Here is a 17,067-nt window from a genome sequence, read left to right on the forward strand (position 1 = left end):
TATATTTAAATTAAAATAATTTGATTGTATAGCTAAAAGACGTATTATCAGCATATACCTTAAACTTTTCAAGCGGTTGAGGACCACAGCTATTCGATCCCACACCCAATGTTTTAGTAGAAATAGTCAGCACTGTTGCTGTGCTGGCAGGTAAATCAATTTTATATTCAACCGGATACATTTGCTCATCGGTATGAGGAATTGCCGACACCTGCATCAGATTTTTATCCGATTGAACCAGCAATGAAGGCATATCCTTGCCTTTTAATTCTGCCCACCGTACTTCTTCATGGTTACCTCGTTCCATTGGCTTTTCATATTCATATTGTTCGTTTACACCGATTTCGTATAATCCTATATCAGCAGCGCTTTTGCGGTCCGAGTAGTTCTCGAACGGGCCACATCCGAAAAAGGCCATACGGTCCAGCTTTTTATCAAGTAACATACGCACTCCTATTCGGGCCAGATTGATACGAAAACCCACAAATTGAATGTGGTTATCCACCTTTACAGAGCCATCTCCCCGAACTAAATAAGTGGCGGAATGAAAAACTCCAAAACCATCTTTTCCATCGGCCTTGGTTATTGCAGTTACCTTCACCGAAGTATTATCTATAATTTCTGTTTTGAAATCGACCAAAATATATTTAAGTGTGGTAACCCCAAATTTTTCCCATTGCCTATATGCCCAATCATCATCGTTGCGATGCGAAGCGCGCCACAAGTGCAGTTTAGGTCCACCATCGGCCGTCAAAAGTTCAGTGCCATTTTTGGTCAACCGGGAAATAAAACCCGTTTTCTTGTCAAAGCTTACGGAAAAATCTTTACCCGAAATAATAGCAGATTGCGTATTTTGAACGAGTTTCACCGGTTGGGCCACTTGAGCTTCAATCTCCGGAGGAGTATTGACCGGGAGTTTAAACTGCGCAGAAGCCACCTCAAAGCCTTTATCCGCCCAGAATGTTTTTTCCTTTTGTTTATATGAAATACGCAGGAAATATTCGGCTCCGGCTTTTGGTTGTTCTATTTTATACGGGATATTTGCTGTAAAGAGTCCTTTACCCCAAGTAGGGCGTATTCTTATTTTTCCGGTATCAATCTCTTTCCCGTTTTCGCTCAAAGTCCATGACACATCAAAACCATCCAAAGAAATAAACTGGTATTTATTTTTGATATGAATGCTTCCGGTCACAGCGTCAACTAATTCTGTGTCAATCCATTGAAAAGCCTTTTTCATTTCCGGGAAATGAGGTTTCATCTTGTTTCCCTCTGTTGCCCTATCGTACGAAACTACTCCTTTGTGTATAAAGTAATGATCGTTAGGAGCTTCGCCAAAACCACCGCCATAAGCTAAGATGGGACGATCAGGATTACGTTTGTTCCATAATGCCTGATCCTGAAATTCCCAAATGGCGCCGCCTAGTATTTCAGGATAAGCATCAAATACTTTGGAGTATTCGTCAAGTGACCCCATAGAGTTGAACATTGCATGTACGAACTCACAAACGTAAAGAGGTTTATTCATTCCCCAGTTTTTGACCATATCGGCGTAATCGGCCGCAGTACCGTACATACGTCCTTCCAGGTCGGCAGGATTATTTCTGCCGGTTCCAAAGCGTTCGTAATGGACAAAACGTGTGGAATCAATGGTTTTCACTGCATTCATAGCAGTTTTCAGGTTGGATCCTATTCCGCCGCCTTCGTTACCAAGAGACCATATAATCACCGAAGGATGATTCTTGAAGTTTTCAGTATTTGCCACATTACGGTCGACAATAGCTGCTTTTATGGTGGGTTCTTCATCAAATCGTGTGTCATAACCGTGATATTCCATATTGGCTTCTGCTACCAACCAGATTCCCCATTCATCACACAATTCGTACCAACGGGGATCATTGGAATAATGGCTGGTGCGCACATGATTACAATTACCTTGTTTAATTGCCTTTAAATCGAGAATCATTTGTTCCTCGGTAATAGCATGCCCTACATCCGACCAATGTTCATGGCGGTTTACGCCTTTCAACTTGATTGGTACACCATTAACCGTAAAAACACGCCCTTTGATTTCTATCTTTCGGAATCCGATTTTTTGAGACAAAATCTCCCCTTCCGAATTTGTCAGTACCACCGTGTATAAATCAGGAGTTTCGGCAGTCCATTTCGCAGGATCCGATATTTGCATTTTTACAGTCATTGCTACCTCCTGATTAGCTTTCAACGATGTGCCTACAGTGCTGTTTTTAGCTATCTCCTTGCCTTCTTTGTCGTAGAGCGTGGCTGTGAATATCTGAGGCTTCGCAGTTTTATCATTATAATTTTTGATTTTAGCTGTCACACTTAAAGTAGCATCTTTGTAGTTTGTATCCAAATCCGTTTTCACAAAGAAATCGCGGATATGTACCTGTGGAGAGCTCCAAAGTATAACATCACGGAATATACCGTGTAAACGCCACATGTCCTGATCTTCCAGCCATGTACCTGAACTGTATTGATAAACTTCTACAGCTATCATGTTTTTGCCCGGTTTTACATACTTTGTAAGGTCAAACTCGGCTGCATTGCGGCTGTTTACGCTGAAACCTACTTTTTCACCGTTGACCCAGATAAAAAATGCACAATCCACACCATTAAAAGTGATGAATATCCGTTGTCCCCTCCATTCTTCCGGCACCACGAAGTCACGGCGATAACTACCCACCGGGTTGCGTTCTTTGTAAGCCGTGTACCATTCCTCGGGCTGACTCATTACCCGTGGAAAATCTTTTTTTATAGTGTAGCCCAAATTCCTATAAAAAGGTGTACCATAGCCATGCACTTCCCAATTTGAAGGAACCGGGATTTCTTTCCAATCCGAAACATCAAAGTCGGATTTGTAAAAATTCACCGGGCGTTTATCGGGCGCCGGCACCCAGTTAAACTTCCAGTTGCCATTAAGACTTTTACATAATGACGACGCATGGCGTTTGGCCGTCAAAGCCTCCTGCAAGGTGGCGTAAGGCATCAAAGTGGCATGGTAAGGTTCTTTATTGATACCAAGGCACTCCGGATCTTCTATTTCTGGAGGGATTAGCGCTCCGTTTGAAGACTGAGCACTAATCCGAGCAACAAAAAGAGACAATAAAAACAATGATAATAAAATACTCTTTTTCATAAACAGAAAATTATTTGTTATATTTTTTATAGTTGCTTATATATCAGTGGATAAATGTCTGTAAATTAAATTGGCCAGCCTTAATTTACCGGACTCAGGCAAGCTGCAAAACCACCTCTCCTGAGCAGTTTTACATCTACTGATGATGTTTTATTCACAACTAAATATTGGGTATAAAACTCCTTGTCGTGCTTACCGTCCGTTATCAAAATGAGTTTATATTTTACTCCTTCCGGTAAAAAATCGAACGACAATTTCCTTGTTTTTTCCTGCATATTGTCAGCATTTATTCCGCCTATATACCATTTATTACCCTTCTGTCGGGCAATTATGATGTCCTTACCCGGATAGCCCTCAAGCAATTTAGTATTATCCCATGAATTCGGAACATTTTTCAAAAATACCCTGACTGCATCGGGTAATGAGTAATATCCTTCGGGCCTGTCGGCAAAATGCTGGATGCCGGACTCAAACAATACACTTAAAGCAAGTTCATGTCCGTATGTTGTGATATGTGGAAATTGCGAATTGGTAAAGGTTACGGGTGTATAATCCATAGCACCGACTACATTGCGTGTAAATGGAAGAACTGCATTATGCTCCGGTGCGGTAGAGGTGAATTCAGGGCCATTGTTGTACCATTCGGCTCCGCGAACACCTTCGTACGTCATCAGGTTGGGGTAAGTACGCGCCCAACCACGGGGCACCAAGCAACCATGAAAATAAACCAACATTTCAAATTTGGCTGCATCGTCCAGAATATCCAAGTAATACTTGATCATATCCTGTTTTTCGCTTTCGAAGAAGTCGATTTTTACACCCACTACTCCTAGTTTTTTCAGTTTTGTAAATTCTTCAACCCTATTTTCGTGTGTAAGCATTCTGTTTTTAGGAGTTGATTCAACCCATGTGTGATCACCTCCGGAATTATACCATATCAGAGGTTTAATCCCTTTTGAATGAATGTATGTAAGTGCGTCTTCCAGCTTTCCTCCATCTCCCATGGAATCCCATTCCCAATCAAGCAAGGTATAAGGCCAACCCATTTCGGCAGCCAAATCGGCAAATGCACAAACAGTTTTGTAGCTGCGTGTCCCATGGTTGTCCGACCAATAATTCCAAGATGCTACCCCCGGTTTAATCCAATCGGTTCGAGATATTACTGATGGGGGACAAACATCATCAACTAAAGTCGATTCTACAATGTCCGCAAGGCTTCCGGCTATAATTACACGCCACGGTGATTCCCATGGTAAAGAGATAGTCGGTAGAGATTCGCCTTTCCCGCGTCCGTTCCATTGATCGGGGAATGTGAGTTTATATGTTGTTTTATCAGAGATATTGGAGAGTTTTGTTCCGCAATAATTCCTATCCAGATCGGCTTCATGTATTAAATACCAATAATCTTTTTCAGGAGTATTGAAGAGTGCCGGATAAGCCCAATCCTGCTGCACTTCTCCATCCTTCATAACAGTATATAGACCCTCGTTTGCAGGATTAAATTTTTGCAGCCATCGTTTGGTGCTATCTGGAATTGAATAAGCAGTGAGTTCATCTTTCATTACAAATGACCCTGACTTTTCTGGAAGCTCATAACGAAAAGCCACACCATCGTTGTAAGCTCTCAAAATGAGGTTCATTCTTGCTTTAGTAGGATTTTCAAAGGTAACTACCACTTCGTTGGCGGAATTAGAACATTGAGACCGTTTTCCATGTATGGCTGTATATTCTTCATTAATTAGCAATGTTTTTCCCGCTTTCAAAAATTTCAGTTCTTTTGAAAAATTCTGATCACTGCGATCGAGACCCAAAGTAATTTGAGGTATTATTTCTGATGTTTTACCTTTATCGGATATCTTCACTTTCAAAAACCATTCACCCTTCTCCGAGCCTTGGGTATTAAAAAGTTCGACAATTATTTTCCGGTTCGGTGAGACAACTGTTGTTTTCTGGGCTGAAAGCGACAATACTATTGATAATAATAGCAAGACAATAAATGTTTTATTCATAGTTACGGTCTATTTTACAGTTGAATATAATTTGCTGATCTTCCAGCAATATTTGTAGAGAGAATATCTCCCGAAACAATAGTTGGGGTTATAGTAAACTTCCAATAATATAGCTTTAAAGTCCGGCAAAGAAACTCAATAGGGTTTATACGGATACAAACTCTTCTTATTTCTGGTTTGCGGGAGTTATTATCTGATACTTTCCACTCAAATGCATCAGGCTGAATAGATATAGTAATCCATCATAATACGGATCAAAATAACCGTCATCATAAGGCTCTAATTTAGCATTCCATAATTTATGGATATAATCAAAATCCTTGTAGATGAGATTCGTTGAGGCAACACTTGCCACCAACCCGATAGAATGTCTCAAACGCTGGTAATCATGGCCAGCTTTCAAAATAAAATCGGGTTTGGAACCGTCCAGATTAAATTGGTCTTCAAATGTGTCTATTCCCTTCGACTTAAAGAATGTTTGTATTCGTTTAGCATAATCTTCCTGCCATTGCTTATCTTTTTCAAACCAGTTGTAATCCATAGCTATGTTCATAGGCACGCGCCACGAATCGTAACGAAATGCAGCAGGCATCCAGCGGGTAGAGTGAGGAGCACCGCTGAATTCAGTGTAGTCGGCATTCAGGCCTGTATCGGGATGGCAGGCCCGACGGAAGAATACCCGTGAGGTGTCGGCACAATCACGATAAAACTGCTCATGCCCGTCTTTGCCATACATTGCCCACACTTCCATAAATGCGGGCAAATGGTATGACGGGTCAGTCCAATTGTAAGCGTCTCCTTCCGGAACGAAAATAATCTGCTTATGTTCGACATTAAACAAATTGTAGATATTTCCTGTACCATCTTTAGACCACATGGCATCTAAGATTCTACGTGCTTCAGCATAGTAATTAATGTCTTTGTTGTCACCCCAGCGATTGGATGCGAACAACAGACTCGTAATATAGTACAATTCGCCGTCAGAAGCCGAGCCCGGTGAATTTTGCTTCATTTTTGCAGGATCGAAACTCCATGCAAAATATCCTTCGCGTGGTCCGCTCTGGTGCTGAAGGTATTTCTTCGACCACCGCCATATGCGGTCAAATACATCCTTCTTATCGAGTTGTACAGCTACCATCATACCATATGAAAGCCCTTCGGTACGGACATCATGGTTTTTCAAATCAGAAACATAGGCCATCGAATCACCTACTTCGAAGTAAATCCGGTTTTCACCTTCGAAAAGATCTTTATAGGCTTTTTCCACTTTCATATCTACCTCTGACTGAGAATATCCTGCCTCCTGAAAAACGTTACGGTATTTCCCGGCGGGAAATAATGCTTCAGACGTATCTGTTTTTTTGTTTTTTTTCTCGTTCTGGGCTTCTAATCCCGTGGTTATTATATATAAGATCAGAATTAAAAAAAAGGTTTTCTGTATCATGTCTATATTTTTTCAGATTATAATTTTGTATTAACGGCTTTTGGAAATTCAGTTTAAATCTTTCTTCAGGTCAAATCCTGGTTATCCTCCGATAGATATCCTTTACATACGATGACTCTTATATTCTCATGTTGTAAATTTATTTTAAGTATTTTCTTTCCTTACAGCTGACAAAAAAATCAGTCATTAATTTCAAATTTTCGGGTACATGCACTCCCGGGCCGTGCTGACCGCCGGATACCAGATAAAAACGGCTCGGTACTCCGGCCTTCTGGAGTGCTTCGAATAGTAGTTCGCTCTGACAATGAGGTACTACCCGGTCTTTGTCACCATGGAAAATCAAAAAAGGTGGGTCAGAGGAATCAATATATGTGGTAGGACTTGCCAACAAGCATTTATCCTTGTTTTCCTGTATCGGGCCTCCGATATAAGCCGATGCGGGCGAGTTAGGGGCATTATGGATAAAATCAGTGCCTCCACAAGAATCCATTACCAGCATATTGGTAGGACCAAACCAATCGACTACAGCATCGACACAACTGCTAAATTGGGTGTACGGGCCGATATTGCCTTCCATGTCAACAGTTGCATTGCCGAGAGTACATTGCTTCGCAAAGCGCGACGTGCCGGCAATTGCCGCCATATTACCCCCTGACGAGCTACCCGAAATTCCCACAAAGGTGGTGTCAAGCCTATATACAGAAGCATTAGCACGTATGAAACGGATGGCTGCTTTTATGTCGTTTACTGGAGCCGGGAATTTGGCATCAAGGCTCGAACGGTGATTTGGTGTAACAACAGCAAAGCCGGCATCAAGTAATGCTTTGCCAATAGTATTCATATCCGCTCCCTTCCCATTATTGGAAAACCATGCGCTCCCGTAAATATAAATTACGACTGGATAGTTGTTCCTTTCTACCTTTGGCAGATAAATATCCAGGCGGTGGTAAATGGCTGAGTCCCCTGCGTAACTCACATCTTTCCAGCTTTGTGAATATTCCTGTCCGAAACAGTTTAAGGATAGAAAAAAAAGGACTATTAATATATAATTTTTCATCCAATTGAATTTTTCAAAGAATTATTATAATAAGATCACTCGACTTTATTTTCAGATTCAAAGCTTTCTATATATTCAGTTTGATTTCTTCTACTCACTATCTAAACAATAGAGGTGCAAGTTCGCGCAGGCTTCTGCGCCATGTCAGAAACTCATGAGCCGTATTATTGGAAACAAAAGAAACTGCATTGATACCGGCAGACCTTAGTTCTTCTGCGGCTTGCGTCACTTTATCCGGATTCTCACGGCTTCCGCAACTCATAAAGACAAGTTTCAGCGCCGATTTGTCTTTGATGTCGGATGGGGCATAAGTACCGCCACTGAGAAGGCCGTAATGCGAAAAAATATCCGGACGGGCCAGTGTGATCATCCTTGTTTCCATTCCACCCATCGAAAGACCGGCCATTGCCCGGTTAGGCTGATTCGCTAAAGTTCTGAAATTAGCATCGATATAAGGGATAAGCTCATCGATCAAAACAGTTTGGAAGTGCTCGATTTTGAAATCTCCAATTCGCCCAAATTTGGTATCGTTAGTCATGCCATAGGTCATTACGATAATAAAAGGTTTTGCTTTTCCTTCAGCTATCAGGTTATCCATGATAAGATGGGCGAAACCCTGATTCGTCCATGCCGTTTCATCCTCGCCCCAGCCATGCTGAAGATATAGAACCGGATAACTCATATTTGGATCTTCTCCGTATTTGGGAGGAGTATATACAAAAGCCCGACGCAAGGTATTGGTGCTTTTTGACGGGAAATACACCTGGCTCACAAGCCCATGAGATACATCTTTTAGTTTATAAAAATCTTTGTCGGAAGCAGGTATTTCGATTCCGCTTTCCCAACGGTTCGATCCAAAAAAATTACATGCGCCGGGGTCATTGAACATACCTCCGTCCACTGTCAGATGATAATAGTGAAAACCTTCATCCATTGGCCCTTCTGTGGTTCCCATCCATGTTCCGTCTTCTGCTTTTTTCAGAACAGTACCCCCTCGTCCGCCTAAGCCGAGGCTAACGGATACATTTTGGGCATCAGGTGCTACGATTTTGAAGCGGGCATAACCTTGCGAGTTTACTTGAGGGTACAACTGCCCCGGTTGATTGAGTACTGAGGGCATGAAATCTTCTTTAATGTTTTGTGCTGAAACAGAACCTATGACAAACAACGTTGTCAACAAAACGGTTGTGATCTTTTTATTCATGGTTATTTGATGATTTTAATAAGCGGTTATTTTTAAGTTCCTATTTCCGGATCTTTTAATCGAATTTACATTTTAATTATTTGAAGATCAATCCAGCAAACTGATACAATGATCGTCGCCATGTAAGCCATTCGTGAGAAGTGCCGGGAGATTCATAGTATACATGTTTTATTCCCGTTTTTTCCATCTCTTTGTGGAAACTATTGACCGTTTGATACATATTAGTCGGTTCGTCTGTCCCGATGCTTAAATAAACCACTTTCATCTTTTGATTGAAAGCATTCACATCAGCCCATACGCCATCATACATTTTAGAAAATTCTACAGAGTCTTGTTGTATTAATCCTCCACCACTGAACCCGCCAACATAAGCAAATTTGTCAATGTTAGACATTGCTATCTGGAACGATTGGAAGCCTCCCATCGAAAGTCCGGCCATAGCGCGATGATCGCGGTCTGAAATAGTTCGGAATTCTTTATCGATCATTGGGATAATTTCTTGAATGAAGACATTCTCCAGCGTTTTATTCTGAAACAAACCTCTTAGACCCTGTCCGGATTGTCTCTTGTTGTTATCCGGATCAATCGCATAGCCATTGTCCATCACTACAATCATTGGCTTAGCTTGTCCTTCGGCAATCAGATTATCCAAGATCGCATCCATCTTTCCCTGATTCCACCAGCCTGTTTCGTCTTCACCTCCTCCATGTTGCAGGTACATCACAGGATAACGTTCCGAGATGTTGGTGTCGTATCCGGCAGGAGTGTAAACGAAAGCCCGGCGCCATGCTTTGGTTATATTAGAATAATAACGTACCTGACGTATTTGTCCATGAGGTATGTCTTTGATATTATAATAATCTACTTCTTTTTCAGGAATTTCGATGCCGCTTGCCATACGGCTCATGCCATAGAAAGTCTGGCTTCCGGGATCACAGACCGCTACTCCGTTTATCAGAATAGAATAATAGTGGAACCCTTCTGCGATAGGATCGGTAGTGATTGCCCATGATCCTTCTTCTTCCTTTACCATGTCGTATTTCCTACCGAGATCAACCTGTACTTTTTGCGCATCAGGAGCCTTAATACGGAAAAGGATTTTATTATCAGGTAAGATCTGAGGATATTGTGCTCCCGGAACATTTGTGGAAGCCGGGACAGCCACCGGATGTTCATTCGGAATATTACTATACAAATCTATTAATTCAGTTGTTACAGGTTTAAATAGTAATTGGGAAAACATGTACAAATTTTGTTTCCATATCTTGAAATCATGATAACCATCAGGGATTACCTGATAAATGTGAGGGATTTGATTGTGAGCCAGATATTCATGAGTACGTTTGCTAATATTAAGTAAACCATCTTTGTCTCCACACGAAATCCAAAGTAATTTCAGACTAGTCTTTGCTTTCTCTGGATCGGGTAAGAGCATCTGGGGTTCCTTAGTATTGGGTGCGGATGAGAAACCTCCAACCCAAGCAAATTTATCCAAATTGCCTAATCCAAAATTCAAAGTCTGTCCGCCTCCCATCGAAAGTCCCGCCAAGGCACGATTTTCTCTGTTTTTCAGTACCGAAAATTTCTTTTCTACATAAGGTATTAAGTCTCCGAGTAAATCTTTCTCGAAGGTGGCAAAAGCCTGTACCTTTGAAGCTTCCATAATATTGCCTATGGCTCGGTCATCCTTCATTGCCCGCCCATTAGGTAAAATTACGATCATGGGTGCTATTTTTTTATCAGCGTACAGATTGTCAAGTATCACTTGGGGATTACCTTGGTTAAGCCATTCCTTTTCGTCACCGCCGATACCATGCAACAAATAGAGCGTTGGGTATTTTTTGTTTCGCGAATATCCCGGAGGAGTATAAATCAAAGCTCTGCGATCAGTACCGACGGTGGCTGAAGGATATGTTATCGTATCTATCTTCCCGTGAGCTATCCCTGTACGGGGTATATTGTAACCTTCAGGGGTACTCAGAAAATTCTGGCTGTTCGTAGAAATACTGAATCCCCAAATTAATAAACATAGTAACAATATATTTTTCATTAGAGTTTATATTTAGTACGAACCAGCATTTGAAGCTATTCGCAAGGTATTTACTTAAAGTATTATTTGTTAGTGTAATAAGAGGCTTAGTTTTACAAACTTAATAATATAAATATTTCCAGATCACACATTACATAAAACAGTTTTACAACCTGATATCATTACCGGAAGTTGCATATAGTCCTATTAAAGCCCCGGTAAAGCCTCCGGCAACATTCGTAGAAAGAATATCGCCGGATACAGTTCCTCCCAGATTATTAAAGTTGGTGTTATCCATCGAATAATTAAATCTATATTCGTCTTCCTGAGCTGATACTTGCAGGCTGACAGGCTTGCGTATATCTATTTTTTCGCTGGCTATGATTGTAGATTTACCTTTTTGTGTTTTTTCCAAGACCAAATAATAGTCATTTCCCTTTTTTGTGAGGCCATATACATAATTAAATGATTCGCTTTGGTAACACGTAATACCTGCTAAATCGTTTTCTGATTTAGGAAGATAATCCAAGGTGACTGTAGCTGTGAAATTTTTATGTTGTTGCCTGTAAAATAAGGTGGATATTGGTTTTACTTCTTTAATATTTACCGAAAAAGGATTTATTTGTAGCCCTTTCTTTGTTATTTTAGTAAAGTCTTCCCGCCAGCTTCTTACGCCGATCCATCTATCGTCTAATTTTTCTGATGAAAAATTATCGGTGAAAGTGAAATTTCCATTCGGGAAAAAACCATTCTTTCCGGTTTGATTACTTACTCCTTGCGGCATTTTCAATTTAGGCTCCATTGGTATAAGCCCATTTTCAAAAACAGGGAATGTACCACTCCAATCTACAGGCAATATAAATGTCTCACGGCCTGTATTTACCCTATTCTTTTCATTTGGACGAATAGCTAGAAACAGCCCATAATATTTACCGTCCGGGCCTTCTACTAAATCGGCATGACCTGCCCAATCTACTTTATCTGCCCTATTCTGTGGAAAATATCTTTGGGTCAATATAGGATTGCTCGGAGCTGGAATGTATGGTCCTTTAGGTGAGTCGCTTATGAAAATAACTTCGCTGTGCCAGCCTCCTGTTCCTCCTTCCGCACACATCAGATAATATTTACCATCTTTCTTATAAATATGAGGAGCTTCTATCCATATCGGTTTTTTTGTGATATCGACTCCGCCATTGACTACTATTTGATCGCTACCTTGAATTATTTGATCATTTTCCAGGTCATACTCCCAAATTTTGATTACACGATGTCCATTATATAATTCTTCACCTCTATTCGGTGCATCGTTATGCACAACATAGGCCTTACCGTTATCATCAAAAAATAGAGATGGGTCTATGCCATCGAATTTTAGTTTGATAGGATCTCCCCACCCTTTATGAGGATCTTTCGTCTTTACTACTATATTTCCAAATCCTCCGGCAAATTGGGTAGTAATCATATAAAAGGTATCATTATACTTATTATATTTGATAGCAGGCGCATATATACCCATGCTTATACCTGCTGTCTCTACCTTCAATTGGGAAGTCCGGTTGAGAACATGTCCTATCTGAGTCCAATTAACCAAATCCTTGGAATGGAAAATCGGAACTCCCGGTACCATGGCGAAAGATGAGCAAACTAAATAATAATCATCTCCTTTACGTGTAATACTAGGGTCAGGATAACAACCTTGAAGGATAGGATTATAAAATTCATCCGGTTTCAACAGATTTTCATTATAGACTTTATCATCTCCTTGATATACAAAATTTGTAAATACAGGAGGGGGTGTTGATGTAACTTCACCTCTTTCACCGACAGCGTGCATGGCTGGTATACATGTAAGTAAGAAAAAGGCAGTTAACACTATTGACTTGTACTTTCTTAATAAAATTGATTTTGACTTGATCTTTTTCATTATATATTAATTTAAATCTTATTGACATTATATTTTAAAACTATTTGGATATAACTCCCTATGGACTAGCTTTTCCAATGGTTTATTAATTCTTCCTTTCTGATGTTTATAACCGGACTTTTATATGATGATGTTGATTTCTATTTTCTACTTCAGTGAAATATAACCGTAAGCAACCCAAATGTTGTAGTATATCATACTATATTTAGAATAGTATTGATATTAAATACAAGGGCGAATTTTAATTCGCCCTTGAAAAAAAGAGGCTATAAACCTAAAAACCTTAAACCTAAAAATAACCTATCCCTTTTCCAGTCCTTCAATAGTTTTAATCGTCCCGTCGGGATTATACTCCAGTTCTACGACTTTCATACTGCGGAGCCATGTCCTGCCGCCCGACGGCGCTGAATCGTGATGAAAAAGATACCACTTACCCTTATATTCCACAATACTATGATGGGTTGTCCACCCGATCACGGGAGTAAGGATTACCCCTTTGTAAGTGAACGGCCCGTAAGGATTATCACCTATGGCATAGCAAAGGAGATGAGTGTCACCTGTGGAATATGAGAAATAATACTTCCCATTGTACTTATGCATCCATGATGCCTCGAAGAAGCGGCGGTCTGTGTCTCCTTGTGTTATTGGCTGCCCGTTTTCGTCCAGAATAACCACATCGCGTGGTTCTTCCGCAAACTCCAGCATATCATCTCTCAATCGTGCCACTTTTGCGCAAAGAGCAGGTTCATTATCAGCCGGGAAAGCAGCGGATTCCAATGCCTTATTGTTACGGTATCGTTGAAGCTGCCCTCCCCAGATGCCGCCGAAGTAGATGTAATATTCCCCGTTCTCTTCAAATACGCACGGGTCGATACTGTAACTTCCTTTGATCGGGTTTTCCTGAGGAATGAACGGCCCGTAAGGTTTGTCACTGATGGCTACTCCCAGACGGAAAATATCATTCTGGTCTTTCAGTGAAAAGTACAGATAGTATTTACTGTCTTTAAATGCGACATCGCTGTCCCACAACTGTCGTCCCGACCACGGTATATTTTCTACGGCCAGTACCACGCCATGATCTGTTATAGGCCCGTCCACATCATCGAGAGAGAATACATGGTAATCTTTCATATTGAAGTGGTCACCGTTGTCATTTTCGGGAATACCACTTTCCCAGTCATGGGATGGGTATATATAGATTTTACCTTCAAATACGTGTGCAGATGGGTCTGCCATATAGTCCTGAGGAAATAAGTATCGAGTTCGTTTCATTTGATTCGGATGTATTTAAAATAAACTTTCTTTAATAAATAAGATAATGATGCTTATTTCTTATTTTGTGCTTTGTTGTCAGAAAGACCGGCCATCTTGATGATTTCCTGAACTATTGGCTTTGCTTTATATTGTCTGTCAAACAGTAAAGGGTAGTCGGTACGGCCTCTCATAGGAAAATTGTTTTTCCATGAATCCTTGTCGGTTACACCCCACAAGGTGACACGGCTAACTTTCTCCTTATTATCTAAAAACAGTTTGAAGAAATTTCCCATACGCTCTGTCCATGCGACTACAACCGAATCAGGAAGGTTAGTTGTATAAGGGTTCATTTCCTTATTATATGCTTCTATCTCAGAGATATTTGCTCCCGTATTGCGACGGGGTGATGGCAGGGAGCTAAGATCGAGTTCGGTAACCATAACTTTAACACCGGCAGATGTATAAGCATCTATAGCCGCCTGATATTCTTCCAGGCTGGGTCCATCCATACTAATATGACCTTGCATACCTATTGCATCTATTCGTATGCCTTTTTCTTTAAATGATCTTACCAATCTGGCAATCGCTTCCCGTTTACCTTCATACCATTCGTTATAGTCGTTATAATATAGTTCCGCATCAGGATCAGCATCATGGGCATACTGGAAAACCAAAGGAATAAACTCTTCTCCCAGTATTTTATAAAATTTGCTTTCACGATATGATCCATCTTCCATGATCGCTTCATTGACAACGTCCCAACCTTTTATCTGCCCTTTGTAACGGGATACAACTGTTGTAATATGATTTTTCATTCGTTGCTTAAGAACTTCAGCCGACACGTCTTTTCCCTTATCGTCAGTAAAAAACCATGCCGGTGCCTGTGAATGCCATATCAGACAATGCCCGGTAATAAAAAGATTGTTCTGTTTTCCAAATTCTACAAATTTATCAGCATCCTCAAAGTAAAACTCACCTTCCTTTGGTTGTAGGTACATACTTTTCATGCAGTTTTCTGCTACGATCGCATCGAATTCGGTTTTTACGATATTTATTGCTGCAGTGTCTTTACCCTGGATTTGATCTAGATTAAGTGCAGTGCCGATATAGAACTTTCCATGCAGAGCCTCTTTTAGTGAGGGTTCATTTTTAACTTCTCCATTATTTTTTGCATTACAAGCAAAGATTGGAAGTAGCAATAAAGAAATAAGACAGTAATAAATGTTTCGTTTCATATTAAAATATTTTTAAGGTTATTATTATTTCGAATGTCTTTCTTCAATCTCCATATTTATTCTATCTATTACATTATCTTCTAATTCATATTTGGAGATAATGAACATTGCCAGAAAAAGCAGGATGCATGGAATAACTGCAACAAGCCATAAAATACCTTGTTCGGCAAAGGCTGATTGTGTTACCTGATTGTTTTTGTCGAATCCGACAAATGCGAGCACAAGACCGGGCACAACACCTCCTAAAGCCATACCTGCTTTATAGAAGATACCCGTCAAAGCATTGACTATACCCGAAATCCTTTTCCCTGTAGTGTGTTCTCCAAACGAGATCACTTCCGGAACGAGTGCCCACATATAACCGGTGGCAACGATTATACCTGTCGATTTGATAAATTGGGCGATAAAAACCAACCAGATTTGTATCTTAAGGGCAGGTATTACTGAAATGATATACAATAAAGCCATACCGATAATGGCAACTGAGAGGAAAACATAAAACATTCGCTTTTTTCCAATCGCACGCTTTATTGCAGGTACCATCGGCATAAAGATAAATGCAGGTATGGAACCCAGAGCCATAAAGTATGGAAGCATATCGGGAGCCTGGACGTTATAGATCATATAGTAAGAGCCGGCCGAATTGCCGATTGCCATCATGGCAAATGCTGTGATGAAGAAAAAAGCAAGTATTCTGAGAGGGCGGTTACGTTTAAATTCAGTCCAAAGATCGGAAACTTTTACATCTGAGGTTTCATTCTCTGCCATTACTACCCGTTCTTTAGTCTGATAAAAACAAAAAATCAGCAAGGCCAAACCAGTTAAAGCATAAATTGTCATTGTAATAAACCATGCATTGCCTGATTCCGGAGAATTTATTTTTCCGTCAGGAGAGAAAATCTTTACAAGAATAGGAATGCCATAGCCTACAGCCAGTCCACCCAGATTGGCCATAAACATACGTACCGAAGTAAGTTTGGTAATTTCATCGGTATCGCGAGTCAGGGACGCATTCAATGCCCCATAAGGGACATTTATGAGAGTATAAAGCATCGACAGTCCAACATAAGTGATGTAGGCATAAAGTAATGAACCGGAAAAACCGTTCCAGAAGCAAAGTATGGCAAACCCTGTAAGGGGAATACCACCAAGCACCAGATAAGACCGATATTTGCCTGGTTTCGGATTATGTTTATCTACAAATGCGCCGACTATTGGGTCCCAGACTACATCGACAATCCGGACGATAAGGAACATAACACCAGCTGCTGCGGCAGAAATGCCAAAAACATTCGTATAAAAAATGAGAAGGTACATAGATACCGTCTGATAGATGAGGTTCTGCGCTAAATCGCCTGAGCCAAAACCAATGCGCTGTATTGCGGAAAGTTTATAAAATCCTTTTGATTCTGATGTACTCTGTGTTGTTGATTCCATTATATCGTGTGATTATACATAACGTCACAAAAATAATTGCGTATGTTATTTTTTGTCATTCAATTTTAGACAATTAAAATCTAATTCTAGACAAATTCATCATTTGGCATAACCTATTATCAACTGCTGGAATGGACGGGAAAAAGGAGAGCATAAAAAGGGAGAACTACACGGATATTACTTCTATATGCGATGGGCTGAATGATCATCGCATTCATTTATCTAAATTTATTGATTATCTACCTCAATAATAGTGTTAAATAAACACTTAATTTGATTTTTTTTATAAATTTGCATTTATAACCTATTTCTGATCACTC

The 17,067-nt window shown here is 40.3% G+C and carries 10 protein-coding genes; all 10 read right to left on the minus strand.

The annotated features are described in order from the left end of the window. Positions 1 to 10 precede the first annotated feature (10 nt). Positions 11 to 3,154, minus strand: coding sequence for a glycoside hydrolase family 2 TIM barrel-domain containing protein (locus tag HMPREF9455_RS08245; protein ID WP_006799189.1), 3,144 nt, complete (start codon positions 3,152 to 3,154; stop codon positions 11 to 13). Positions 3,155 to 3,234: 80 nt separating this feature from the next. Continuing rightward, the gene (locus tag HMPREF9455_RS08250) at positions 3,235 to 5,163 is read right to left on the minus strand and encodes a glycoside hydrolase family 97 protein (protein WP_006799190.1); all 1,929 of its coding nucleotides are present in this window, start codon (positions 5,161 to 5,163) and stop codon (positions 3,235 to 3,237) included. A 166-nt stretch (positions 5,164 to 5,329) separates the two neighbouring features. After that, the gene (locus HMPREF9455_RS08255; RefSeq protein WP_006799191.1) at positions 5,330 to 6,607 is read right to left on the minus strand and encodes a family 8 glycosyl hydrolase; all 1,278 of its coding nucleotides are present in this window, start codon (positions 6,605 to 6,607) and stop codon (positions 5,330 to 5,332) included. A gap of 139 nt (positions 6,608 to 6,746) precedes the next feature. Next, entirely contained in the window at positions 6,747 to 7,664 is a 918-nt protein-coding gene (locus tag HMPREF9455_RS08260) for an alpha/beta hydrolase (protein ID WP_006799192.1), read from the minus strand. A gap of 97 nt (positions 7,665 to 7,761) precedes the next feature. Then, the gene (locus HMPREF9455_RS08265) at positions 7,762 to 8,868 is read right to left on the minus strand and encodes an alpha/beta hydrolase-fold protein (protein ID WP_006799193.1); all 1,107 of its coding nucleotides are present in this window, start codon (positions 8,866 to 8,868) and stop codon (positions 7,762 to 7,764) included. A 76-nt stretch (positions 8,869 to 8,944) separates the two neighbouring features. Then, entirely contained in the window at positions 8,945 to 10,918 is a 1,974-nt protein-coding gene (locus HMPREF9455_RS08270) for an alpha/beta hydrolase-fold protein (protein WP_006799194.1), read from the minus strand. 145 nt (positions 10,919 to 11,063) lie between these two features. Then, on the minus strand, positions 11,064 to 12,731 hold the full coding sequence (locus HMPREF9455_RS08275) for a glycoside hydrolase family 43 protein (RefSeq protein WP_221408043.1): 1,668 nt from the start codon (positions 12,729 to 12,731) through the stop codon (positions 11,064 to 11,066). Positions 12,732 to 13,121: 390 nt separating this feature from the next. Next, complete coding sequence (locus HMPREF9455_RS08280; RefSeq protein ID WP_006799196.1) at positions 13,122 to 14,093, minus strand: glycoside hydrolase family 43 protein; 972 nt, start codon at positions 14,091 to 14,093, stop codon at positions 13,122 to 13,124. A 53-nt stretch (positions 14,094 to 14,146) separates the two neighbouring features. Continuing rightward, positions 14,147 to 15,310, minus strand: coding sequence for an endo-1,4-beta-xylanase (locus HMPREF9455_RS08285; RefSeq protein WP_006799197.1), 1,164 nt, complete (start codon positions 15,308 to 15,310; stop codon positions 14,147 to 14,149). 24 nt (positions 15,311 to 15,334) lie between these two features. Beyond that, a complete protein-coding gene (locus HMPREF9455_RS08290) occupies positions 15,335 to 16,747 on the minus strand; it encodes an MFS transporter (protein ID WP_006799198.1) in 1,413 nt (470 codons plus the stop codon). Positions 16,748 to 17,067: the final 320 nt, after the last annotated feature.

It is taken from the genome of Dysgonomonas gadei ATCC BAA-286 (assembly GCF_000213555.1).
GTDB lineage: Bacteria > Bacteroidota > Bacteroidia > Bacteroidales > Dysgonomonadaceae > Dysgonomonas > Dysgonomonas gadei.

Coding starts and splice junctions, on each gene's coding strand:
- HMPREF9455_RS08245 (WP_006799189.1), bottom strand. CDS start 3,154: ATGAAAAAGAGTATTTTATTATCATTGTTTTTATTGTCTCTTTTTGTT.
- HMPREF9455_RS08250 (WP_006799190.1), bottom strand. CDS start 5,163: ATGAATAAAACATTTATTGTCTTGCTATTATTATCAATAGTATTGTCG.
- HMPREF9455_RS08255 (WP_006799191.1), bottom strand. CDS start 6,607: ATGATACAGAAAACCTTTTTTTTAATTCTGATCTTATATATAATAACC.
- HMPREF9455_RS08260 (WP_006799192.1), bottom strand. CDS start 7,664: ATGAAAAATTATATATTAATAGTCCTTTTTTTTCTATCCTTAAACTGT.
- HMPREF9455_RS08265 (WP_006799193.1), bottom strand. CDS start 8,868: ATGAATAAAAAGATCACAACCGTTTTGTTGACAACGTTGTTTGTCATA.
- HMPREF9455_RS08270 (WP_006799194.1), bottom strand. CDS start 10,918: ATGAAAAATATATTGTTACTATGTTTATTAATTTGGGGATTCAGTATT.
- HMPREF9455_RS08275 (WP_221408043.1), bottom strand. CDS start 12,731: ATGCACGCTGTCGGTGAAAGAGGTGAAGTTACATCAACACCCCCTCCT.
- HMPREF9455_RS08280 (WP_006799196.1), bottom strand. CDS start 14,093: ATGAAACGAACTCGATACTTATTTCCTCAGGACTATATGGCAGACCCA.
- HMPREF9455_RS08285 (WP_006799197.1), bottom strand. CDS start 15,310: ATGAAACGAAACATTTATTACTGTCTTATTTCTTTATTGCTACTTCCA.
- HMPREF9455_RS08290 (WP_006799198.1), bottom strand. CDS start 16,747: ATGGAATCAACAACACAGAGTACATCAGAATCAAAAGGATTTTATAAA.